Origin of the sequence: Ramlibacter sp. (assembly GCF_035548915.1) — a bacterium.
In the GTDB taxonomy this organism is placed as follows: Bacteria; Pseudomonadota; Gammaproteobacteria; order Burkholderiales; family Burkholderiaceae_C; genus Ramlibacter.
Map to the genome: position 1 here is coordinate 573,299 of NZ_DASZSE010000039.1, position 22,321 is coordinate 595,619.

At 59.6% G+C, this 22,321-nt stretch carries 21 protein-coding genes; 10 read left to right on the forward strand and 11 right to left on the reverse strand.

The window, feature by feature from the left end; genetic code table 11:
* Positions 1-74: 74 nt before the first annotated feature.
* On the reverse strand, positions 75-1,529 hold the full coding sequence (locus VHA82_RS16860) for an RNA-directed DNA polymerase (protein WP_325545799.1): 1,455 nt from the start codon (positions 1,527-1,529) through the stop codon (positions 75-77).
* Positions 1,530-1,600: 71 nt separating this feature from the next.
* On the opposite strand from VHA82_RS16860, the gene VHA82_RS16865 reads away from it, so the two are divergent.
* Entirely contained in the window at positions 1,601-1,897 is a 297-nt protein-coding gene (locus VHA82_RS16865) for a hypothetical protein (protein WP_325545801.1), read from the forward strand.
* Between the two features lie 892 nt (positions 1,898-2,789).
* Here VHA82_RS16865 and VHA82_RS16870 read toward each other — a convergent pair.
* Both VHA82_RS16870 and VHA82_RS16875 read right to left on the reverse strand, forming a co-directional pair.
* Positions 2,790-3,749, reverse strand: coding sequence for a tripartite tricarboxylate transporter substrate binding protein (locus tag VHA82_RS16870; protein WP_325545803.1), 960 nt, complete (start codon positions 3,747-3,749; stop codon positions 2,790-2,792).
* Positions 3,750-3,830: 81 nt separating this feature from the next.
* Entirely contained in the window at positions 3,831-4,619 is a 789-nt protein-coding gene (locus VHA82_RS16875; RefSeq protein WP_325545805.1) for an enoyl-CoA hydratase/isomerase family protein, read from the reverse strand.
* A gap of 201 nt (positions 4,620-4,820) precedes the next feature.
* Here VHA82_RS16875 and VHA82_RS16880 point away from each other — a divergent pair, with 201 nt between their 5' ends.
* From VHA82_RS16880 to VHA82_RS16900, 5 genes are all read left to right on the forward strand, one after another.
* Entirely contained in the window at positions 4,821-5,243 is a 423-nt protein-coding gene (locus VHA82_RS16880) for a nuclear transport factor 2 family protein (RefSeq protein ID WP_325545807.1), read from the forward strand.
* Positions 5,244-5,322: 79 nt separating this feature from the next.
* Positions 5,323-6,270 (forward strand): TauD/TfdA family dioxygenase, encoded by a 948-nt coding sequence (locus VHA82_RS16885; RefSeq protein ID WP_325545809.1) that lies wholly within the window; start codon positions 5,323-5,325, stop codon positions 6,268-6,270.
* Positions 6,271-6,371: 101 nt separating this feature from the next.
* Positions 6,372-7,373, forward strand: a complete 1,002-nt coding sequence (locus VHA82_RS16890; RefSeq protein ID WP_325545811.1) for an ABC transporter substrate-binding protein — start codon at positions 6,372-6,374, stop codon at positions 7,371-7,373.
* Between the two features lie 126 nt (positions 7,374-7,499).
* Positions 7,500-8,354: an ABC transporter ATP-binding protein gene (locus tag VHA82_RS16895; RefSeq protein WP_325545813.1), complete on the forward strand. Its 855-nt coding sequence runs from the start codon at positions 7,500-7,502 to the stop codon at positions 8,352-8,354.
* A gap of 17 nt (positions 8,355-8,371) precedes the next feature.
* A complete protein-coding gene (locus tag VHA82_RS16900; RefSeq protein WP_325545815.1) occupies positions 8,372-9,247 on the forward strand; it encodes a TauD/TfdA family dioxygenase in 876 nt (291 codons plus the stop codon).
* Positions 9,248-9,443: 196 nt separating this feature from the next.
* Here the strand turns inward: VHA82_RS16900 and VHA82_RS16905 are convergent, their stop codons facing one another.
* The 3 genes from VHA82_RS16905 to VHA82_RS16915 form a co-directional block, all read right to left on the reverse strand.
* A complete protein-coding gene (locus tag VHA82_RS16905; protein ID WP_325545817.1) occupies positions 9,444-10,502 on the reverse strand; it encodes a TauD/TfdA family dioxygenase in 1,059 nt (352 codons plus the stop codon).
* Between the two features lie 126 nt (positions 10,503-10,628).
* Positions 10,629-12,401, reverse strand: a complete 1,773-nt coding sequence (locus tag VHA82_RS16910) for a thiamine pyrophosphate-requiring protein (RefSeq protein ID WP_325545819.1) — start codon at positions 12,399-12,401, stop codon at positions 10,629-10,631.
* Positions 12,320-13,087 carry an ABC transporter permease gene (locus tag VHA82_RS16915; RefSeq protein WP_325545821.1) on the reverse strand — a complete coding sequence of 256 codons (768 nt, stop codon included), beginning with the start codon at positions 13,085-13,087 and terminating at the stop codon, positions 12,320-12,322. Before VHA82_RS16915 ends, VHA82_RS16910 begins: the two co-directional genes overlap by 82 nt.
* 303 nt (positions 13,088-13,390) lie before the next feature.
* Between VHA82_RS16915 and VHA82_RS16920 the strand changes: the two genes are divergently transcribed.
* Positions 13,391-14,149, forward strand: a complete 759-nt coding sequence (locus VHA82_RS16920; protein ID WP_325545823.1) for an SDR family NAD(P)-dependent oxidoreductase — start codon at positions 13,391-13,393, stop codon at positions 14,147-14,149.
* A 52-nt stretch (positions 14,150-14,201) separates the two neighbouring features.
* On the opposite strand, the gene VHA82_RS16925 is transcribed toward VHA82_RS16920, so the two are convergent.
* A complete protein-coding gene (locus tag VHA82_RS16925) occupies positions 14,202-15,296 on the reverse strand; it encodes an ABC transporter substrate-binding protein (protein ID WP_325545825.1) in 1,095 nt (364 codons plus the stop codon).
* A 339-nt stretch (positions 15,297-15,635) separates the two neighbouring features.
* Here VHA82_RS16925 and VHA82_RS16930 point away from each other — a divergent pair, with 339 nt between their 5' ends.
* The gene (locus VHA82_RS16930) at positions 15,636-16,682 is read left to right on the forward strand and encodes a TauD/TfdA family dioxygenase (RefSeq protein ID WP_325545827.1); all 1,047 of its coding nucleotides are present in this window, start codon (positions 15,636-15,638) and stop codon (positions 16,680-16,682) included.
* Between the two features lie 7 nt (positions 16,683-16,689).
* Here the strand turns inward: VHA82_RS16930 and VHA82_RS16935 are convergent, their stop codons facing one another.
* Positions 16,690-16,941, reverse strand: a complete 252-nt coding sequence (locus VHA82_RS16935) for a cupin domain-containing protein (protein WP_325545829.1) — start codon at positions 16,939-16,941, stop codon at positions 16,690-16,692.
* A gap of 302 nt (positions 16,942-17,243) precedes the next feature.
* Entirely contained in the window at positions 17,244-18,251 is a 1,008-nt protein-coding gene (locus tag VHA82_RS16940; protein ID WP_325545831.1) for a zinc-dependent alcohol dehydrogenase family protein, read from the reverse strand.
* Positions 18,252-18,343: 92 nt separating this feature from the next.
* Between VHA82_RS16940 and VHA82_RS16945 the strand changes: the two genes are divergently transcribed.
* Complete coding sequence (locus VHA82_RS16945; RefSeq protein ID WP_325545833.1) at positions 18,344-18,742, forward strand: nuclear transport factor 2 family protein; 399 nt, start codon at positions 18,344-18,346, stop codon at positions 18,740-18,742.
* Positions 18,743-19,090: 348 nt separating this feature from the next.
* Entirely contained in the window at positions 19,091-19,873 is a 783-nt protein-coding gene (locus VHA82_RS16950; RefSeq protein ID WP_325545835.1) for a TetR/AcrR family transcriptional regulator, read from the forward strand.
* 13 nt (positions 19,874-19,886) lie between these two features.
* Here VHA82_RS16950 and VHA82_RS16955 read toward each other — a convergent pair whose 3' ends face one another.
* On the reverse strand, positions 19,887-20,576 hold the full coding sequence (locus tag VHA82_RS16955) for an ABC transporter ATP-binding protein (protein ID WP_325545837.1): 690 nt from the start codon (positions 20,574-20,576) through the stop codon (positions 19,887-19,889).
* Positions 20,563-22,281, reverse strand: a complete 1,719-nt coding sequence (locus tag VHA82_RS16960) for a branched-chain amino acid ABC transporter ATP-binding protein/permease (protein ID WP_325545839.1) — start codon at positions 22,279-22,281, stop codon at positions 20,563-20,565. Before VHA82_RS16960 ends, VHA82_RS16955 begins: the two co-directional genes overlap by 14 nt.
* Positions 22,282-22,321 lie beyond the last annotated feature (40 nt).

Sequence of the window (22,321 nt, forward strand, 5' to 3'; positions counted from 1 at the left end):
TGGCTCGAATCGTTCGACCTTGCCGACTGCTCCAGCGTCCTAGTACTTCGAGCGAGCGCAGGACTACAAGCATCCTACGACTTCTTCGCCTTGGCTTCGAGCGCAGTCGTCAATAGGTCGTGCAGAGGTGAATGATCCGCCCACGAGCTCTTGGCAGTCCGCCGTTCAGCTGTCGGCCAGTCGCGCGAAGAGTAGTAGATAGCGAGTTGGACGTATAGCGGCTGCGCGGAGTACAGGCGGTTCAACTTGATCCGTGCGGGGCTGTCGCCGAAGCGGCCAACATAGATGGCAGCGGACGCCCGCAACGTCTGATCCCGCACGCCGCTCTCTAGCAAGGCCAGCGAGTTCTTCACTGCGCCATTGACCGGGGCCTCCGCCTGCATGAGGGCGGCCAGTACCCACATGCGCTGCCAATCCATTGTCGTCCCGTCCTTGAGCATCCCCGCGAGAAACTTCTTGACTTCCGCGTATTGGAGAAACCCCGCGAGATAGGCGGCGTAGATCTGCGACATGGACGGCCGCTCATTGAACGCCTCCAACACGTGATCAACTGCATAGTCCGAATGGGCACGCGCGAAGAGAGGCAGACAGAACCTTTCAATGTTCTCTTCACTCCCTTCATAATCACCGATCGAATCGAAGAGCGCCTTTGTGGCCGCGAGTTCCAGCTCTTCGCGCTTCTCTTGGTCAATGTCGTCGTCCCACTCCGCCTGAAAGCCGTATTCGGACTGAATCTCTTCATCCGACAGTTGATCCTTAGCTTCTTCGAATGCGGCGTTGAACAGCTCCTCAAGGTCGGGTTCTTCGGTAAGAAGCGTCTTGGCTGGCAGAATCCTTGACTTCGCCTCGTTGAGAATGAGGTCATAGCTACGCAGCATCGGAATGAGCCTTCGTACGACATCAACGGACGCATCGATGCTTTCGAGAAAAATGTGAATGTCATCGACGTAGCGGGCAGACAGAACACGAAGATCGTCTTTCAGGAATTGATCGATGGGCGCGAGGTAGAAGTTGCCGAAAAGATCGGACGGATACATCCCCTGCAAGATTCCGCGCGAGTTTCGCTCACCGGTGTGGCCCAGAAGCATCTCTTCTAGCTTCGAGGCCAGTGGAGCCGGATAGCCGCGGTCACTCAGGATGTTGATGAGTTTGTGCTGATTGAGAGAGCCAAAGTAGTTCGCAATATCGACGCGAAGTGCGTATCTCACTCCCTCCGCGCGCGCATGCCTCCGATTTGCGTCTTGCAGATCATTCCAGCATCCCCGACTCGAACGGAACATGGCGGCCGATGAAGGAGAAGACAGCTGATGACTGAACGAACGCTCGTGGTCGGTGGCCCTTTCGACGATGGGAGCAGCTTGGTCGGCCAGCGCCTGGTAGAACAGGCGATCGTTCGGCAGCAGGATGCTTCCGGGACGTGAATAGTTGGGGCCGAACAGACCGGGCTTGCCATGAGCCACGGCAACGCGGAACGTCTTGGGGACCTCAACCGTGACGGGTGCGCCAGCTCGAAACTTGCCCGACTTCAACTCTCCGGCAACTTGGTCGATAAGCGCCTCTCCGGCGTGCAGGAAGAGGTCGGTGGCGCCAGTTACTTGAGTTGCAGCAGTTCTGGCCAGTCGTATCCGGGGTGGAAGTGCTCATTGCCGCGCACCATGGTCGGAAGAACGGCATCTGCCCAGAGATGTTCAGCGTCTACGGCTGCAAGCCGAAGTTGATTGTCATCAGCGACGACTACAAGCAATACGAGACACAGGAGACGACGACCTTCTACGGCTCGAAGGCGAGTGGCATCTCCGGATTCCGTACAGACCTGGGGCTGCGAAAGGTGCTTACCACGCGATGCGACGGGCCCTTGGTGTTCTCGTTTCGGGGCCGGGACTGCTTCGTCTACTGAGCGCGGCAAGGGCAGCTCAAGGCTGCTCCCTTAGGACCAGGTTCAACTCCTGGAGTCGCAGGCCTAGCTAGAACGGCCTCTGGACTGTTTCAGCCGCTGCGCTGCTCCCAAGGATTCGAAGCAAGAGCCTTGACGAGTTCGACTGGCAGGTTTGTGCCACTGAGCGCGCGGTCATGTGCGGAGTCCGAGCGACCGCAACCGCTGCGAAGCAGTCGTTCTTCACGGTTGCGAGGAGCGGGCACCAAACGCCCCAAATTGCACCCGATCGGAAGTCCACTCCCGGCCACAGTCAGCCGAGCTGGTGCGGGGTACCGCTTGGGGGCGACCGGAGGAACTTGCTCCGGTCGGGCGCGGCCGACCATCACTTACGCGCGAGATGCTGCTGCCTTCTCATCCGCAACACTCAGGGGCTGCTTCGCCACCGCTCGAGCGTAGATTCGGCAGTGCGACTCCGATCACCCCAATCTTGCCACTTAAAATTCCGGTGAGAAGTCTAGAGAGCAAAGGTAGCATGTCTTCAGCGTCATGAAGAACTCGATCGCGTACCGACTTTGCAACGTGATGAGTGTCTACCCCGCAGTAGGTGCGTTGACCATGACCATTCCCTCCTGAAGTTCCCGCTTGAAGTGCGCAGCTTGCCGCAGCGACATCGTCACCACGCTAGCGAGGGACCGAAGGGCATAAGCACGAAGTAAGGCGGGCATCAGCGTGGGCACTGGGTCCAAGAATTGACGCTAGGAGATGACGGAATCTGCGTTCGTGCTGGCGGAAGATTTCGCAAGGAGCGCCGCTTGGACTCAGGCATCAGTTCTGAGCCTACGCCGTGCTGCTCTCGCGTCGATCCGTGACTGCTGCCTTTCAATCACAATGGCGTCGCTACGATTCGCCCAAATTAGTTTTGCCTTGGCGATGCGTCCTTAGCCTGGGCAGCTGCCTTGGCCATGCCGTCGAGCCGGGCGATGTCTTCGCGCAAGAACACGCTAATCTGTGCGGGCGACAACTGCACAACGTCGGCGCCGAGTGTCTCGAACAATTTCCTCACCTCGGCACGACCGACCGCCTTGTTGAGTTCCAGGTTGAACCGCGCCACGATGCGCTCCGGGGTTCCTGCGGGAGCGAATACTCCGCTCCACCCGACGATCTGAAAGTCCTTGTAGCCTGCCTCGATCAACGTGGGCACTGACGGAAGGCTGGATGTCCTGGCGGGGCTGGCGACAGCAAGTGGTCTCAGTCCTCCATTCCCGACGATGGAACTCAGTGCGGTGATCAGTAGATCGACCCGGCCGGCCATCACATCAAGGATGGCATCTCCAGTGGCCTTGTAGTTGACGCGCAGCATGTCCAGGTTGGCCCGCTGCTCGAACCCGTCGGCAATCAATTGCGCAAGTGCTCCACTCGTCGCGTAGCTGAGTTTCTTGTTCTTTGCCATGGCAACGAACTCTTCGAGAGATCGGGCAGGGTGGTCTTTTCTGACCGCAAATGCCATCGCTGCAGTGTTCAAGAACCCGACCGGCACGAAGTCCTTGATCGGATCGTAGGGAATCGGGTTCCCAAGGGCGAGAGCCACCGACATGCCCGACGCGGAACCCACCACAAATGTGTATCCATCGGGTTTAGCGCGGGCTGCAGCCTGCATGCCGACTTGTCCCAAACCGCCGGCGCGATTGTCAACCGTTACTGGTTGGCCAAGCCCCTTTCCGAGTTCGTCAAGTACGGCCCGGGCGGCAATATCAGCAGCCGAGCCGGGCGCGAACGGGACGATCAGCCGCATTGGCCGGTTTGGCCACGGCTCCTGCGCAAGGGCTCCCGCAAACGTGAGTGCGAGCAGAAGGAACGCGATCGTTCGTTTCACTTATCGTCTCCATCAGTATCGTGCGGGGCCGGAGTCATCCGGCCCCGCGACACAACGGCGTGGAATGCGCCGCCGATGTCTTCACTTCACCGCTGGCTGGCCAGCGCGCTCCTCGTAGGCGCCCAAGATCGCCAGACTTTCCATGCCCAGCCCGTATCCCAACAGATCCTGCATGCGCTTGCGCAGATGCTCCACCAGAAGCAAACGCGAATATCGAAGCAGAAGCGTCGGGCGTTTGGCCATGTCGGCCGCGATCTCCCATGCCCGAGCCAGCACCTTGTCCTGCGGGAGCACTTCGTTCACAAGGCCCAGTTCGAGCGACTGCTGCGCGTCGAGGATCTGCCCTGTCAGCAGAAAGTAGCGACCACGGTTCATGCCCAGCAGCATGGGGAAGACGATGTGCATCCCATCGCCGGGTGCCATGTTGTTGATGAAGTGGCCCGAGTCCTGAATCTTTGTCGTTTCGGACGCGAGAACGATATCGGACAGGAGCGGAAACTCAGCGTGTCGCCATGCAGGTCCATTCAGCGCCGTGATCACGGGAACTTCGATGCTCAACAGGTTCATTAGCATTGCGCGGCCCTCCCAATGCACTTTGTCGAGGTGCTTGATGGTGGGGCAGGTTTCCCAAAACTGGCTCTGCGAACCCGCCGGCGGACCGGAGAACTCGTTGCCGATGCCTGTGAGGATGACGATGCGGTTCTCGCGATCCTGCGCGATGTCCGCGAAGGCGGACGGCAGTTCCGAGTGAGTCTTCAGATTCCATCGCAGGGAGTCGCCGTTGGTGTGGAAGGTCACCTGCAGGATTCCATCGCGCCGTTCGAAGCGGATGAATTCGTATTTCTTGGCGTATTGGTCCAGGGGCAGCATGTGGCGGTTTCCGTGAAGTGATGTGGAAAGAAGGCAACTTTTGCGGCGTTCGAAGCCTCCCTACCCCGCACATTACACTGACTCATGAGTCAACTGCAAGCGCGTTTCTCATAGGTGTTTGTACCTCCCCGCCATGCGTTGACTCATAAGTCAACATCTAGCTATGATCAGGGCTCCGAACACCCCCCCAGCTCCTGTGCCATGCCCATCGTTGCCCCAATTTCCGCCAAAGACGTCGAACAGCAGCTCGTAACCCGCGAGGAGCAGCGGCGAGCGGCACTGCTGGCTAGCGATCTGAGTCGAATCGGGGAAATTTACGATGACCGGCTGTTCTATCGGCACGCCAATTCGCGCGTCGACGACAAGACCAGCTTTATGGATAACTTTGCCCACATCAAGTACGAGAGCCTGGAAGCGTCCGACATGTCTGTGCATCTGGCGGGTGACACGGCGATTGTCAGTGTGGCCGAGCGCGTCGTGGTCAAGCGCGACGGGGTGAAGCGCCAGTTTCACGTACTGGCGATGAACGTCTGGATGCGTGAGAGTGCGTCAGCGCCGTGGCGCTTCTTGGCACGTCAGGCGACCTTCGATCCGAAGGCGCCCGGTGTCGTGGAACTGCCTTAAGACCGTCTGCGTGCCTCGGGTCATCCGGGTTGGGTCATGCAACGCTCGACGCGCTGCTTGCGTCGCGGAACGGAAGCACATGAATATCGAGCCACTCCATCCTACGCTCGGCGCGGTAGTCCACGATGTGGACCTCGCGTCGATCGGCCCATCGACTTTCGAGCATATCGAGCAGGCGTTCTATGTCCACGGAGTGCTGGTTTTTCCAGGCCAGCGACTCACGAACGAAAACCATCTCGCGTTTAGCCGAATGTTCGGGCCCTTGCAGAAGCGCACAACTTATGCACGCGACAAGGAGCGGATCGATTCCGACGAGATCGCAGATATCTCGAATATTGACGCAAACGGGATGCTGCTATTGCCCGACTCCCGTCAACGCGCGATGAACATGGGTGATCGTCTGTGGCATACGGATGGTACGTTTCAGCAGGTGCCATCAATGATCTCGCTTCTGTACGCAGCTGAGGTGGTACCAGTTGGAGGTAACACCGAGTTTGCAGACATGCGCGCAGCATATGACGCGTTACCTGCCAGCGAACGGCAAGAGTACGAAAACCTTGTTCTCGTCCACAGCGTATATCGCTCCCGTGAGCAAGTAGGATTCACCGAATTCAACGAGCACATTCAGCAGTTGCGTCCCCCGGCGCAGCAGGTGATGGTACGGGTGCACGAGAAGACGGGCCGCCGCTCCTTATATTTGGCCTCCCATGCCTCACACATCATTGGACGCGACGTGCGCGAAAGCCGCGCGCTCCTGCGGCGACTGATCGAATTCGCGACTCAGGAGCGTTTCGTCTACTCGCACCGATGGAACGCTGGCGATCTGGTGATGTGGGACAACCGCTGCACCATGCACCGAGCTCGGCCTTTCGACGACCTGAGGTATCGGCGGATCATGCAGCGTACGACGGTCCTGGATTCCGCCAATTCAGTGGAGAAGGCGCTCGCTGCAGGCCGCAAGCTTGAACTCGGGCCGGTTGAATTCAGGCTGGGTATGGTTCCCTCACTTGACGCTCCAATCACTTAGGAGAAACGTTCTTGATCACTAGGCGGACTCTCTTGCATGCGGGGCTGGGACCCGTTGCCTCCGTTCCCCTTTACGCGTACTCACAGGCTGACACTCGCAAGTTGCTGCGATACGGGTATGCGGGCAAGCTGATCAATTCCGCAATCATCAATATGGTGATTCCGGAGGATCTTGGCTATTACAAGGAAGAGGGTATCCGGCTCGAGTTCTTCCCGCTCGGCAGCTATCCAGCGACGCTGGACGGCCTGCGCGTGGGAACGCTCGAATTCGGCACAGTAGCCACCACAGTCAATCTGCCCCTGATGGCAAAAGGGGAGAGTCTGCCCATACGCAACTTCATGGAATACACCTATCCCTTCAAGTGGGGTATTGCTGTGAAGCCCGAATCAAAGATCCGGCAGGTTACGGACCTGAAGGGAAAGCGCGTAGGCATACCGTTTTTTGGCAGCGCTGATCTCGAGGTGGGCAAGCTGGTGCTCGGTTTGACGGGGATGGATCCGGAACGGGACGTGCAGTGGATTGCGGTCGGCGAGGGCACGCCGGGTGGCCTGGCCATCGACCGCGAAGATATCGATGCCCTGTTCACTTATGACAGCCATCTGGCGGCTATCGAGGCGGCTGGCATCGCCGTTCGGTACTTGCCGTTGCCTGCCAAGGTGCCCAAGGTAGGCGGGTGGTGGCTAGGCGGCAGCGTAAAGCGCTTCTCGGAGCCGGAGTACAGGCGTTGGGCTGTGGCATTTGGGCGCTCGGTAGCCAAGGCGAATATTTTCATCCGAGAGAACCCGGAGGCGGCGGCTTACCTGTTCATCACGCGTTACCCGGAGACTGCGCCCGCGGGCCAGAGCGTGCCGGAGAAGGTGAAATCCATCCTGAAGTTTGTGGAGAAGCGAGCACCACTCTACGCTCCTTATGACAAGGCCGTCACCAAGTGGGGGTACACAAAAAAGGAGGAGATGATGGACGAACTCGACTTCAATAAGGTACGCGGTAAGGTGGATCCCGCGTTGCTCTGGACCAACGAACTGATAGACGACATAAACCATTTCGATGCCGAAAAGATTCGTAGGCAAGCGCGTGAGTTCGCGGTGCCCTACAAGCGATAGTCACCGCGCGTTCCCCTTGCAAGGAGCGCGAGCGCGGCTCGCCCGGACTGGGCGGGCGACGACTGAACGGCTTGAGGCGGTGCCCATGACTGCCCGTGAATGAACTGCCACTGCCCTGTGAACAAGATGCACGACGTTGCCCGCGAACCCCTCATGCAAGACCCATCGAGGTCGATCGGAAACGACGCTGCTTCCGGTGCAGCGCGGGACGTGCCGCTCGTCCTGGTCGCCAATGGGATCAACAAGAGCTTCACCACTCGCAGTCGCGAGCGTGTCGATGCGATAGGCCAGATTTCCATTTCACTGGAGGAGGGCGCCTTCGTGAGTTTGGTCGGTCCATCGGGGTGCGGAAAATCGACGCTTCTGAAGATTGTCGGCGGCATTGTGGCGCCCACCGCTGGCCAAGTCTTGTACAAGGGTCGCGCCGTCGACGGTGGCCAAGCGGAGATGGGGGTGGTGTTCCAGTCCCCGGTATTGCTGCCATGGCTCACCGTTCTCGAGAACGTTCTGCTGCCCGCGCACGTGCTCAAGCTAGAGGCAGGAGCCGCGACCGCGCGCGCTCGTGACCTGTTGCGAAGCGTGGGTCTCGAAGGGTTCGAACGCAAGTACCCAGGCGAACTCTCCGGCGGCATGCAACAACGCGTCAGCATCATTCGCAGCCTGATTCATGAACCGGGTCTGCTGTTGATGGACGAACCATTCGGCGCCCTCGATGCCCTCACCCGAGAGAACATGAGCTTGGAGCTGCAGCGGATCTGGCTGGACCATCGCAAAACAGTGCTCTTCATCACCCACAGCATTTTCGAAGCGGTGTTTCTGTCGGACCGAGTCGTCGTCATGTCGGCGCGGCCTGGAAAAATCATCAAAGAGTTCAGAATCAATTTTCCGCGTCCGCGCAGCTTCGAGCTCACCACCCAACCTGCATTCGGCGAAGTCGTCCAGGAGATCCGTTCGTTGTTGGGCGCAACTGCGCATACCTGAGCCGGAAAGGGAACGAAATGAAAGTACGCCGCCTTTCTTATGCACTGGGTGCCGAAGTCCTCGGCGTGGACATTACGGGTCCGCTGCCTCCAACTCTCGTCGAAGAGATCCTGGGGTTGTGGCACGAACATCAAGTGCTGTTATTCCGTGGGGCAGCGCTGACGCCCCAGCAGCAAATTCAATTCACCGAGAACTTTGGTGAGCCCGATCGTCACGAAGGCAATCCGAACTTTCGAATGGCGGGCTATCCCGAACTCATTGAGATTACGAACAAGTTATCGGCGAACGGTAAGGCCTCGCCGACCAAGGACGTGGGGCGGGCCTGGCATTCCGACCTGGAACACACCCTGCAACCGCTGAAAGGATCAGTGCTTTGGTGCGGCGCATTGCCTGACGTCGGCGGGGACACGATGTTCGCGAACATGTACATGGCCTTCGAGACTCTCTCACCAGGCCTGCAGAAGACTCTCGCGTCGCTGGAGGCGGAACACGACGTGATTGCGAGCTTCTCCCCTAAGTACGCACCGCCTGATCCCGAACACGTAGCGGCCCTAAGGCGAACGGCGCCGCCTGTGGCGCACCCCGTCGTGCGCGTGCATCCCGCCACGGGCCGCAAGTCGCTATTTTTGAGCGAACGTGTGAGCGGCTTTGTGGGCTGGACCTACGAGGAAAGCCGACCCCTGCTGCAATTTCTATCGGAGCACTTCACCCAGCCTGAACTGGTTTACCGGCACCAGTGGCAGCTGCACGATATGGTGATGTGGGACAATCGGTGCGTGAATCATCAGGCACTTGGCAACTATGACCGCAGCCAGGTGCGGTACATGCGGCGTACCAGCATCATCGGTGAGCCGCTCGGTCGGCCGATGAACTCAGTGCTAGCCGTGGCGTGAGTTCGAAATGTCGATGCAAGTCACGAGCGAGCATCAGGCCGAAGAATCGGTGAAGCGACAATGGCAACACCGGAGCACTGGCAGCTCGCGAAGACGAGGAGGCAGCATCCATGAACCCTTGAGGGGCTACGCCTCGGGCAAGAACAGTCGAACCAGTCTTTTCCTGCGCTGATTGCTAACAGTCGGCAGACGCCCGCTAGCGCAGCGCTTCCCTTACTGCCCGCAGTTCTTCAGCCGTGCGTCCCTGTAGCCCGTAGACAAGCGGCCCATCACGCATCAACGCAGAGTTCGAGCCGAGCAGGCGCATACCGTCAATATGCAGCCACACCCGGAGCATCAGGCGCGCCTTGGCGGGGTCCGTCGCGTTCTCGAAGTCGGAGCGGCTGTGGAGTACCGTGTAGTTGTTGAAGAACTGGATGTCCCCAGGAGCCATGTACTGCCCAATGTGAAATTCCGGGCGGCGTGCCGTTTCCTCCACAAATGCAAGCGCCCGCTCCTGCAACGGTGTCAGCGGCTCGCCGGCCTCCTCCGAGCCCCGCCGGATCATGCTTCTGTTGTATCGGCAGCTCACCACCCCGCCCACCGATATGAATACCGGAATGCGAGGACCATATGAAGCCTCGCTCGGAGCATGTTCTCCGTTGCGAGACCAGTGGAATCCTCGCGCCAGCACGTCCAGATACTCTGGCGCCTTCACCCGCATTTCGTTATAGATGGCCAGCGAACTGGCCGCTAGGCTTTCGCCACCAGCGGCCGCAGCTCGCACGCATAGCAGCCCTGCAACGTCTGAAAGATCGACGTGGAACGCGAGTGCAGCGCGACTCTGGTAACCACGGTTGTTCAGGCGGCTTTCCCCGCGGTCGCTAACAAAACCGACCAGGTCGCCAGCGCTGCTCTGAGCCAATCCCCGACCGAGTAGCGTGCTCATCGCCCAAAATCCCGAAGCACATTGGTGGTCCGAGAGTTCGGCAACAGGAAAGCCCTTGACCAATGCGATCCCGCGCCCATTCGCGATCTCGTCACGCACCTCGTCGACGAGGGGCTTCAGGCTGGGCAGCATAGTCGCCAGGGTGCTGGCTGGCGTGTACTCAGGTGCAATATCGGCACGCCGTGCGAGCGCGAGCAGTTCAGCGACGTGAACGGGCGCCAACGTGAATGGCTTCTCTTGCTCGATGTCTTTCCGCTTCCAGACTGCCCGTCCGGTGGCTTCAGGCCACTTACGGTCGTTCAAAGCGGTGTGTTCAACGCTTGACATCCAGGCTGTTCTCCTCTGAACCGCAAACTACCGCTTCGCCGCTCTCGAGACTGGTGATCGACAACGACGCGGTGGCCCGACGTGAGTTCTATCTCGCAGGCGCTCGATCAGGCGCGTGAACATCCATCACTTTTTTTCCGAGGTGTTGCCACGGAAGGAAAAGGTCTTTTCCTCGCTCGTGATGAATTCCAGCAGCGCCGCGCGTCCATTCTCCGTCTCGCGCCGTGCGCGCTCGAGCGCCGGTGCGATTTCGTTCGGATCTGAAACCCGTTCGCTCCACCCGCCGAGGTCAGCGCCTATGCCAGCGTAGTTTCCCCCGATGTCGCGTGTGCGGTACTTCTCGTGTGACACGGCAAGTGCTTTGGTTTCGATGGCCATCGTCGAGTTGTTGAAGACGATGGTCAAAATCGGCGCATTCACCCGAACCGCTGTTTCGAAGTCGAGGCCGGTCATGCCGAAGGCAGCGTCACCCATGAAGTTCACGCAGAACTTCTGCGGTGCAGCGAGCTTTGCCCCGATGGTGAGACCCAGGCCGGTTCCCAGCGCGTGAGACTTGCCCCAGCCCAAGTACGACCGGGGCACCGTTGCTCTGTAGAACGGGGTCAGCTGGTCCCGCGGGCTACCCGAATCATGCGTAACAATGGCTTCTGCAGGGTCCACTTGCTTCATGAATTCGCCAAGAACGCGATATGGGGTGATGGGCTTTTCCGCCGACTCGAACTTGTTTTGCCACTCGGCCAGCCATGCGTTGCGCAGTCGTACGACCTCGCGCCGTCGCGCTCCGTCGGCAACACGTTTACCCATGCGATCGCGAGCAGCGGCCAGCAATTGGCGCAAGACCAACTTGGCGTCCCCGAGCAGTGGTAGGTCAATGTCATAGCCTTTGTACAAATCCCGCGTGTCATTGGTGGCTTGAATCAAAACCTTGCCTTTCGGCAGTGGCGGGTTAACCAGGTTGTGCGGCGTGAAACTCGTGCCCACGCCCAGAATGAGGTCGGAGTGGGTGAGGAAATGGCGTGCATGGCCGGTAACAACGATGCCGCCAGCGCCCAGCGACAGCTCATGATTCTCCGGAAACGCGCTCTTGCCTTCGATAGTCGTCATCACAGGGATGTCCAGCAGTTCCGCGAGAGCGACGAGTTCCTCGCTAGCCTCGCTGTACAGCACGCCTTGACCGGCCTGGATCATGGGCAGCCGCGCGTCCATCAGCATCCGTACGGCTGAGTCGATGTCCGCCTCGTTGGCGGAGGAGGTGGTGGAGCGCACCGGCCGGTACTCGGCTGCGGCGACTTCGATCTCCGATTCGGCCAATTCACGCGGGATCTCGACGGCTACGGGCGCGAGCCTGCCATTGCGCAGCTGGCCGAACGCGCGGCGCATCAGGGCGGAGATGTCCTGCGGCTTGATCAGTTCTTCGCTGCTCTTGGTGACTGGCTGAAGCGCACGCGCCCCGCGGAACATCGAGAACATCTGGCCCGTGGACTGATAGTGGCCCAACGGCAGCAGCAGCACCGGCGATGAATCGGAATAGGCCGTCGCGATCCCAGAAAATGCGTTCTCGACTCCAGGCCCGTACTGCATTGCAAAGACCGAAGGCGGCTTCCCGTTGGACACGCGCGTAAAGCCATTGGCCATGTCGACCCCGACCCGTTCCTGTCGGCAAAGGATCGGACGAATCCCCGCGGCGGCGCAAGCATCAATCACCGGGGTGGTGGGGTAGCAGAAGAGGGTGTTCACGCCCTCCTTACGAAGGATGTCGGCAATCGCGTCGATGACTCGCATGAAGTGCTTTCGTGTGTGCTTGGAGAGCTTGGTTGCTACGCTTCCAGGGCGTTGTTGGTGCCACCCCAGAATACGAGTCGCCTCTGAAGGGCGCGCATTGACTCGACCAGAACGCACCCGACCGCGGCGAGCACCGCAAGAATGGCGAAGACGCCTGCCGTGTCGGACACCGCCTGTAGCTGGCTGATCATGACTCCCGCGCCCTTCTGCCCGCCCAGGAACTCCGCCACCAGTGTGCCGAGCAGAGCGTAGACGACTGCGATGTTGAGACCTGCGAAGATGAATGGAAGCGCACTAGGCAGCTTGACGCGCCAAAATGTCTGAAGCCGCCCTGCGCGCAGCGACGTCATCAGCTCCAGCCGCTCCCGCTCCACCGAGCTGAACCCTTGCATTGCGTTGACCAGCACGGGGAACACTGCAATCGTCGCTGCAATGGCAATCTTTGACTCTATCTGATAGCCGAACCAGATGATGAATAGTGGCGCCACAGCGACCTTCGGCATACTCTGGAAGCCCACGACATACGGAAAAAGCCAGTACTCCACCGCCTTGAATTCAGCCATCGCAGCAGCAACCAACACGCCGACCGTGGCGCCGATCAGGAATCCGAGCAGGGTCGCCCACATCGTCGGGGCGAACTGAAACCAGTAACTGGAGCGGTTGGAAGGACTCGAGATGAAGCCGCTCACCAACGCTTTGCCCACGGCGCGGGGGTCAGGCAAGATGTAGCTCGGAATCTTGAACACGTTGACCACGATAAACCACGCTGCCAAGCCCGCCAATATGCTCGCCGCGGCAATCACGGTTCGATCGTGAACTCTCGGAAGACCCTTAAAGAGCATCCTGGACATCGGGGGCGTCTCCATCGCGGCAGATGTTGCGACTCGAAAGATAGTAGCCGATGTCTGACGTACAAGTCAAACCGGATGCGTGGCTGGCAGGGTGCCGTTCCAGTAGTCGCCGACACGCGAGTAGCTCCAAAAAAAACAGTGCCCCATCCGCGACGACAGCCCTCCTCCCAGTTCGGGGAAGGCGGGGGGCACGTAGTTGACTCCCGCGTCAGTAAACGCTAGATTTGGATTCCCCGCAAAGATTGACGGCGATACATGACAGCTGAACTCGACGGCCAAGTAGCCATCATCACAGGCGGGTCGCGCGGTCTGGGGCACGCGATGGCACGAGCACTCGCTCAGCAGGGCGCACGTACCGTACTTGCAAGTCGGAACTCTAACGAGTGCGTCGCCGCCGCAGCCCGTGTTCAGTCCGACTTCGGCTCGCCTTCGGTGGGTGCAGCAGCCGACGTTTCAAATCCCCAGGACACTGACCTGCTGGTACGGCGCGCGGTCGACGCTTTCGGGCGAATCGATATTCTCGTCAATGCTGCAGGCATCATGGTGCGCGGTGGAATTGAAGAAACGAGCGTTGAAGAATTCGACCGCTGCTTCGCGGTGAATCTTCGTGGTAGTTGGCTTATGTGCCGTTCCGTCGCCGCAGTGATGAAGGCGGCCCGATACGGGCGAATCATCAATGTAGCGTCGGTCCAGTCGTTCGTCGGGTTGACACACCGGACGGCTTACGCATCAACAAAGGGTGGCATCGCAAGCCTCACCCGGGCGCTGGCCCTGGAATGGGCGGCAGCTGGCATCACGGTCAATGCCATCGCACCAGGGGCGTTTGTGACACCGATGGTGGAAAGAGCAAGCCACACTCCGGAATTCAGTGAAATGATTCAACGTGAGGTCCCGCTGGGCCGATCGGGCCGCCTCGAGGAGGTCTACGGTGCGGTGCAACTGCTTGCATCGCCGCGCTCAAGCTACATACTCGGCGCGATCATTTCCGTCGACGGAGGCTGGGTGGCGCACTGATCTCGCCAAGGGGCCGCTCAGCCCCTCGTTGGTGTGCAGACCCCCGCATCTGTCAGCGCTTATACGGCAGAACAAAATCTCGCGCCAGCTTCTTGACTTGGTTTGCATCGAACCTGTTCACCTCATCGACAAGTTCGTTCGTCCATAGCTGCGACGCCTGCGCTTTGCCTTTCAAGTTCATCAGCGCAATCTCCGTCTCAAGATCTGCGGGAACCGTATACCCCCACTTCGAACTCTCGTCGTACGGGGCAAGAAGGGGTGCACGCTTGTCAACCAGCCTCTGCACGGCCTTCACGCTGTCCGGAAGCGACAGTCCAGCCGGTGCCGTCTCCGGATATCGCTTCACGAACAAATATGCGGCAGCCTCCGGATTCTCGCGCGTGAAGATGTTGGCCTTCGCGATCGCCCGCCCAAAGCCGATTGCGAGCCGCCGGTATTCCGGCTCATTGAACTTGTCGCTTCGCGCTCCCAGCCACCATCCGCCGATCTTTGGCAGGTTACTCGGCAAAGTGAGGTAGCGAAGCGTCATTCCAGCCGCTTCGATCGCCGCCAGGTGGGTGTCATATGTGAAGAGTGCGTCAACGTCGTTGCGTTGCAAGGCAATTCCACCAGCCGTGCCATCGCCGGTAGCTATCCACTGCACATCCTGTTCCTTCACCCCAACCAAGGAAAGGACCTGCTCCCCTACTTCCTTGTCGAAACTGCCGAAGAACGGGATGCCGATCCTCTTGCCCTTGAGGTCCGCCAAGCTTTGGATCTTCGCGTCCGGCCTGACCACCATGCTCCACTTGAAGGGATACAGATATTCCATGTAGTTGCGGATTGGGAGATTCTCGCCTTTCGCAAGGAGCGGAAGTAGGACCGGGGTAGCAACCGTTCCGAAATCGAGTGTCCCACGGCGCAAGCCGTCCAGAATCGGAGGGTAGCCCCCCACTGGAAGTATCTCCAGGTGAAAGCCTTCCTCGCGATAAAAGCCAAGGTCCTCGGCGATCACAAAATTGACGATTGCGGTGTTGATCACGCGCCCGGCAAATCCCCACTTGACCGTCCTCAGATTGGCTTGGGCGAGCGCCGGCGCAGGCGTCAGCAACGTCAGGGTAACTGCTAGCAAGGCGCCTGCCGCCAGTAATATTCGCTTTGTCGTCACTTGGAGTCTCCTTGTGTTGAGAGGAACTTGACTGCTCTGTTTATCGCTGCTGCGCCCACGGACCAAGCGAACAACACATGCAGCAGCACTGTGACCACGCATGCCCTTGGCCGCGCTCTCTGCAAACTGCAGTGCGATGACGTCCGCCTGCAGTGCCGGGCTTGCAAATCCTAGGTATAGTTGACTCGTGTGTCAACATGACTAATACTGACCCGACTTAGCGGTGAGGCGCAATATGGCATATGTGTGTAACGGAGACCAATTGCTCGCAGCATCGCCCCTATTACTGATCGGGGGCTGCCCCGAGCAGCGTCGGCGCACGCCATAGGAGAACGTTGAATGGACAGACCTGAATGGCCGAGAGCGGTCGGTCCGGCTGTGTGGCGGGGACCGGAGATCGCGCGACGTGTCATCATGGCAATCTCTCCTGTTCAAGAGGCGGAGATTCTTACAGCATCACGGTTGCTTCCCTCAGATCTAGGCGCGATCAGTGCGTCGGCCGTTCGGGAACTGGTGCCCTCCTGGCTTCCTCTCTTGGCCGCTGTGCGGCGAGAGCTCCTGAATGGCTGCGGCGTGGCACAAATCCGAGGCATTCCTGTCCAGCGCATGACAGAGGTGGAGTGCGCTGTCGTGTTCTGGGCATTGGGAACACTGCTGGGTACCGGCGTCTCCCAGAGTGCCGCCGGGGACCTGATCGGGTTTGTTCGCGACCGCGGGGCGGCTGCGGTGCAGAACAGGGGTTATCAAAGTCGTTCCAAATTGCTTTTCCACGTGGATTATGCCGATTGGGTAGGGCTGTTGTGCGTGAGACCGGCGCGCTCGGGTGGCCAAAGTTTGATAGCAAGTTCTCTTGCGATTTACAACGAGATGCTAGATATCCATCCGGAGTATCTCGATATCCTTGCCCGCGGTTTCTACTGGTCTCGCAATGGAGAGCAGGGCGAGGCTGAACCGACCACTAGCGATCGCATTCCGGTGTTTGCAGTGAGCGACGCCACCATCAGCTGTCGTTACAACCACCCCGTGATGCGCAACGGATGCGCACTTCGCGGACAGCCCGTGACCGCAGAAGAAGAAGAGGCGCTTGCATTCATCGAGGAGACTGCGAAGCGAGCTGAATTCTGTTTGGTTCAGACTTTCGAGCCAGGGGACGCCCAGTTCCTAAACAACTACACGGTCTTGCACAGTCGAACCGAGTATGAAAACGATGAGGATCCACGCCACGACCGGCTGCTTCTCAGGTTGTGGCTGCGCTGCGAAGACGGTCCGAATCTTGGAGAGCATGCGTCGGCGATGCGCACGGGTGCCCTTGTCTATGGCAGGCAAGGCCGCACGGCAGACGAGCTCAAGGCGTTGGGTGCATCCCTGCACGTGCGCGTACCTTAGGCGTCCGTCACGATGCGCTCTCGGCGTCTATGAGCACGAACGCGACACGCGCTACTTCCGTGGACCGATTGGCCCATGCGTGACTGGTGCCGCGCTGAATTAGAACGTCACCGGCACGCAAGACCTTCTCGCCTTCATCGAGTACCGCGACGATTTCGCCGTACAGAATCAACGCATAGTCGATTGTCGCCGTAGTGTGCATACCCACTACTTCGGCAGCCGTGGGCTTATGTGCTGCGTCAGGAAACATCTCCGCCATGGTCGCCTCAACCTGTCTCCGATGCACTTCCGGATCGGATGGGATCGGCGGAAAGTCGATAACGCGCAGGATAGTGCCGCTAGGTGGCGGGTGAAGGCCTTTGTGCGAACCCACATCGTCTGGTGCGTCTACCCGGGACCTGGCACCAGTGGTTCGCCACAGACTCGCGCTGCGGAAGCCAGGGCGAGTAGCCATCGTTACCGTGGCAGGTGACTCCCCGTCATGGGCAAAGAAGGACCGGCCCTTGCCATCAACGGCAGTTACTATCCGGCGTACAGGGGGTAGTGTATTCATATCTTTTCTCAGTGGTGTTGCGGGTGCAATATGATTTTTCCGAGAACGCTGCCGGTCTCCAGCATGCGATGTGCGTCGGCAGCAGCGGACAATGCCATTCTGTGACTGATCAGAGGCCGGATGCGCCGCTCTTCGAGCAGGGCGATGACTGCGGAGAGGGATCGCCGTCTTTCCTCCGGGAGCTTGTCAAAGGTGTGCATCGTGAACAAGCGAACTGCGGGACTCTTGCCAATGTGCTCCCGCATTGGCCCGAGCAGATTCGAATCCGGGAAGCCTTGCAGCAGCCCATAAATCACAATCAAGCCGAGGGGCGCGACCATTTCAAAATTGCGCGGGAAACCGGTACCGCCCACTGGATCCAGCACGACATCCACTCCGCGGCCCTTGGTGAGTTCCTTGATGCGCTCCGGCACGTCTTGATTGCTACGGTTCACTGTTGCCTCTGCACCATTTGCGAGAGCGACATCGCACTTCTCCTGGGTGCTGCAAACCGCTATCGACCGGCGCTCCATCACTGCACACAACTGAACTAAGGCGCTCCCCACCCCGCCCGATGCACCGTGGATCAGAACTACATCTCCAGTCCCCGGCGCGGCGTGACGCAACAGGTGCCACGCAACTTGGTAGTTCGACAGACATGCAGCTTCATCGAGCCTGACGCCATCAGGCAGGCGAGAAACTGCCTGTGCCGGCGCGACTGCGTACTCCGCATAGCATCCGGCACGGAACGGCAGGTCACGTGCGGATAGGAACACGTTCTGGCCCACCGCAATGTCGCTGACGGACCGGCCGACTTCCACAACGGTGCCGCTCAACTCAATGCCCAAGACCGCCGGGAGAGGGGGAGCCCACGCATATTGACCGCTTCGAATCAGCAGATCCGGTACCCCGACTCCACAAGAATCCGACTTGATCAAGACTTCGTCAGCACCCGGAGAAGGCCTGGAAACCTCTCCTACTTCGATGACCTCGGGACCTCCGTATCGACGAAAAAGAGCGGCCATCATCTTCTGCATTCCAGCTCCTCGTGTCGCGCATCCTCGTTTGACGCGCGGGTCAGGAATCAATGCTACCATGGTTGATCTACAGCGAGAAGGGGTGATCGATCATGAATTCCGCCGGGGCCGCCGACACAATTACTCTCTCTGAAGAAAGCATCAAGGCTCGTGAGAACCAGCGGCGTGCAGCGACTGTCGCTGGAGACTTTCCGCGCTTGGAAGGTCTTCTCGACGATCGGTTGCATTACCGGCACGCGAATGGAGTGTTGGAGGACAAGCGTGCGTATCTCGCCAATTTTCGTGAAGTGACCTATCACAAGTTTGTCGCGACACATGAAGCCGTTACGGTTGCTGGTGACGCGGCGATCGTCTCCCTCACGGAAATCGTTGCACTTACGATCAAGGATGGCTCGCACCAAAGCGTGGTGGTGCACGCCTTGGACGTGTGGTCAAAAAATCCGGATGGCGTGTGGCGGCTTCTTGCACGCCAAGCCCTCTATCAGAAGTGAAATGAGCACGGGGAGGGCAAATCCGACCCGAGACGATAGTTCATCAAGACGGCGCACCGATCTTGAGACGAAATCCTTGCTAGGCCGCGCGACGCGCGTTGCGCATTCCAACTTGACGCCGCGCCCGCGCGACGCAGAGCTGCTGGCGTGAAGGCTGAAGAGATGGGCGACCCCGCGGCGGTGCATCCTCACAGACAGACTTTTCGGCCTTGCATCTAGACTGGCGGTTGCGAGAAACCTTCAACCGCTGTGCCACGCGGCCCGAGGACATCGCGCCCCGCAAGGTGATCTTGGCGGACAGCGGAGCTGACACTTATACTTTGAACCTTTGAATAAAGCCTTCAACTCATGTCGGATGCAGCGCGCTCGCCAAAGTCTCTACCGCGATCAACGTTCCACAACGCCAAGAAAATCAGTTCTGCGAACCTAGCGAGCACCAAAGCAGAAGCCAAGAATCTCAAGCCTCGAGCTCGTAAGGAGCGCGCGGACGCCATCGCCATTCGAACTCAGATCAAAGAGGCGGCGGAAGACCTTTTGATCAAACATGGGCTTATCAAGATGACGCTCGCGATGGTGGCCGAGCGACTCCAGATCAGCAGGCCAACCATTCACTACTACTACTCGACAAAGTCCCGTCTGGCCGAAGCCGTGCTAGAAGATTACGTCAGCCGAAGCATCAAGATGTCTCAGGAAATATGGCTGGACCCGGAGAATTCGATTGGGGCAAAGTTCGCCGCTTCACTGGTCTGGGCCCGACGAAGGTATGAACGATATAGCGGCACCGGGACCGGAGACTGGAGTCTGTTCTCGAGGTTCTATCAAGAACTCGAACTGATGACACCTTCAATGGTTGCGCTGATGAAGAGCATGGCACGCGAACAGCAATCCTATTATGCAGCGGCGATCAATATTGCAAAAGCGCGGCAAGAGCTGTCGGCCGATACTCCCGCAACCGAGCTGGCTCTCCAGATTGTGGCGATGCTCCATCACGTGGGCTGGCTCACTTGGGCCAGCGGCAGCTTCAAGTCGGTCGAGACCATCTATGCAACCACGCTCGAATGCATTGAGCGCGCATACGGAAACTCGATGGAGGCTTCCAGGACTCGGCAGCGAGGCTCGGCGAGGAAATGAGCCCGAGTTGACTTTAGGTCGCGCGCAGCATTCGCTGTAAGTCAACAGCTGGACCGCGCAAGGTCACCCGGCCTCGATCGAGCACAAGCACCCTGTCGCAAAGCCGCGATGCGAGATCGAGGTGTTGCTCAACCATCACGACCGCTGTGCCCTCGATCGCCCACTGCCTGATGAAGGCCATGATGGGAGGCAACAGCGCCTGAGCCAAGCCAGTCGACGGTTCGTCGCAAAGCAGCACTTTGGGCTGGGCGAGGAACGCCTGTCCGAGCGCCAGCATCTGTTGCTGCCCGCCACTCAGATCTCGAGCCTCGTGATCGCGCTTCTCGCCGAGGATTGGGAACACGCCAAATACACGGTCCGCCGCTTTGCGAAATCCGCTCGAATCGTAGCCCCGGACTGCGCCGCCCAATCGTAGATTGTCGAGTACCGACAGCTCGGGAAATACACGATGCCCGTCAAGGACCAGACGCACGCCTGACCGCACAATTTCCAGGGGAGAGCGGCCGGCAAGTTCCTTGCCGTCCAGCGTGATGCGGCCGCGTGACGGCTTAAGAAGTCCGCTCAGCGTGCGCATCAATGTGGTCTTGCCGGCGCCGTTCTCCCCGGCGACGAGAAGCATTTCTCCTGGACGCGCCTCGAACCCGACGTCGCGCAGTATCGGGACGCGGCCGTAGCCCGAATCGAGACTCTCAATCTGGAACATGTTTGTCACCCACAAACATCTTGGCAACAACGGGGTGAGCGGCCATTGCGGACGCTGTGCCGCTTGCGATGACACGGCCAGACTCGAGCACCGTGATGCGGTCGGCGATGCCCCATACGAATCTCAGATCATGTTCGACCAGAACGACGGTAGTTCCGCGTTCGTTCTTCAATCGCATCAACAGAGTGGCGAACGCGGCGCGCTCTGCCGGAGAAAGCCCTGCGGCAGGCTCGTCCATCAGCAAAATGTCGGCTCCCTGCAGGATGACGCGGACAACCTCCGCCAGCCGGCGCTCGCCATGCGAGAGCCAGTCGGCGTTCTGCGGTCCGTCGGTCAGGGGGGATGCCAGCCCCTCGTCGTGCTCGCGACCGAGAGCCCGAGCGGCGTCCTGCCCCAACATGAGGTTCTCCTGAACAGACAGGTTGGGGACTATTCGCGGGGTCTGAAACGTGCGCCCGACACCAAGCCCGGCGATAAGGTGAGGCCGCAAACAGCTGATGTCCACACCTGCCGTGCGAATCATTCCGCTGTCAATCGCGTTGAACCCGCTCAACGCATTCAGTAAGCTGGTCTTTCCTGAACCATTGGAGCCGATCAGCGCGTGAATCTCGCCACGCCGAACCTCCAGGTCCACTCCGTCCAGCGCGACAACGCTGCCGAAGGACAGGCAGGCACCTTGTACTTCAATTGCCGGACGCCCGGGCTGAACCCACGGATCTCGTCGCGGCAGGATCGGTACATCGAGAATGGAACCCGGCCCCGCGTTTGCGAGCGTACGCGACGGGCGCAACTGCAAGCGCCAGTGTGCCCAAGCGCCAACGATGCCTTCGGGAAACGCGTACATCGCCACAAATGCGATCGCGCCGTAAATCAGCAGCCGGTACTCCACCAAGCCGGCCAGCAGCATATTCGGTACCAGGTACAGCATGGCCACTCCGAGCAGAGGCCCGAGCACGCTGGTGCGCCCGCCGATGATGACCGACATGAAGAAGAGGACCGACATGTCCATTCCGAAGGCCTGTGGGCTGACGAATCCGATCACCGCCGGGTAGAGTGAGCCGGCCAGTCCCGTACCGGCCGCGGCAATGATGAAAGCGACGAAGCGCATGCGGCCCGGGCTGATGCCGAGCGACTGGGCCGCCTCGGGGCTGAATGCGGCAACCCGCATGGCACGTCCCAGCGGTCTCCGCCGAATCCACTCGTAGGCCAGAAACGACGCAATGGTGAGCGCCAGCACGGCGACAGACAAGGGTGACACGAGACCCCATATTCGATCATTGCGCCGGGACGCCGCCTGGATGGTGATGCCGCCAATGCCGTTCGTGTATTCGTTGAGGGCTGTCACGAGTTGCGGAAAGACGAGCGCTCCGCTAAGCGTCACGAAGCCGAGGTAGTAGTGCTGCACGCGTAAAGCAGGCAGCGCGAACAATATGCCGAGACCGCAAGCTGCCAGAGTACCCAGGCATGCGGCATACAGATAGGGCAGGGCGTGCAGTCCCACGGCAATTCCCGTGCAATACGCGGCTACGCCGAACACTGCGCCTTGACCAAACGACACTTGTCCGGCATCCGCCAGCAACAGGTTCTGGCACAGGGCGGCTACCGCTAGCAAGTTCACAAGCTGGAAGGAGAGCGTCCAGTAATCAAGATGCAGTGCGTCAGGCACCAGGACGCCGAGGCTGGCAAGTGCGACGGCAATCGTCAACGTCGAGTAACGCGGGGACTCCGAGCGAGCCTTCTTCCGA

What these genes read in the sequence shown, in the direction of transcription:
- VHA82_RS16875 (WP_325545805.1), bottom strand. Translation starts at nt 4,619, where the DNA reads ATGCTGCCCCTGGACCAATACGCCAAGAAATACGAATTCATCCGCTTC.
- VHA82_RS16880 (WP_325545807.1), top strand. Translation starts at nt 4,821, where the DNA reads ATGCCCATCGTTGCCCCAATTTCCGCCAAAGACGTCGAACAGCAGCTC.
- VHA82_RS16885 (WP_325545809.1), top strand. Translation starts at nt 5,323, where the DNA reads ATGAATATCGAGCCACTCCATCCTACGCTCGGCGCGGTAGTCCACGAT.
- VHA82_RS16895 (WP_325545813.1), top strand. Translation starts at nt 7,500, where the DNA reads ATGCACGACGTTGCCCGCGAACCCCTCATGCAAGACCCATCGAGGTCG.
- VHA82_RS16900 (WP_325545815.1), top strand. Translation starts at nt 8,372, where the DNA reads ATGAAAGTACGCCGCCTTTCTTATGCACTGGGTGCCGAAGTCCTCGGC.
- VHA82_RS16905 (WP_325545817.1), bottom strand. Translation starts at nt 10,502, where the DNA reads ATGTCAAGCGTTGAACACACCGCTTTGAACGACCGTAAGTGGCCTGAA.
- VHA82_RS16920 (WP_325545823.1), top strand. Translation starts at nt 13,391, where the DNA reads ATGACAGCTGAACTCGACGGCCAAGTAGCCATCATCACAGGCGGGTCG.
- VHA82_RS16930 (WP_325545827.1), top strand. Translation starts at nt 15,636, where the DNA reads ATGGACAGACCTGAATGGCCGAGAGCGGTCGGTCCGGCTGTGTGGCGG.
- VHA82_RS16935 (WP_325545829.1), bottom strand. Translation starts at nt 16,941, where the DNA reads ATGGCGGAGATGTTTCCTGACGCAGCACATAAGCCCACGGCTGCCGAA.
- VHA82_RS16940 (WP_325545831.1), bottom strand. Translation starts at nt 18,251, where the DNA reads ATGCAGAAGATGATGGCCGCTCTTTTTCGTCGATACGGAGGTCCCGAG.
- VHA82_RS16945 (WP_325545833.1), top strand. Translation starts at nt 18,344, where the DNA reads ATGAATTCCGCCGGGGCCGCCGACACAATTACTCTCTCTGAAGAAAGC.
- VHA82_RS16950 (WP_325545835.1), top strand. Translation starts at nt 19,091, where the DNA reads ATGTCGGATGCAGCGCGCTCGCCAAAGTCTCTACCGCGATCAACGTTC.
- VHA82_RS16955 (WP_325545837.1), bottom strand. Translation starts at nt 20,576, where the DNA reads ATGTTCCAGATTGAGAGTCTCGATTCGGGCTACGGCCGCGTCCCGATA.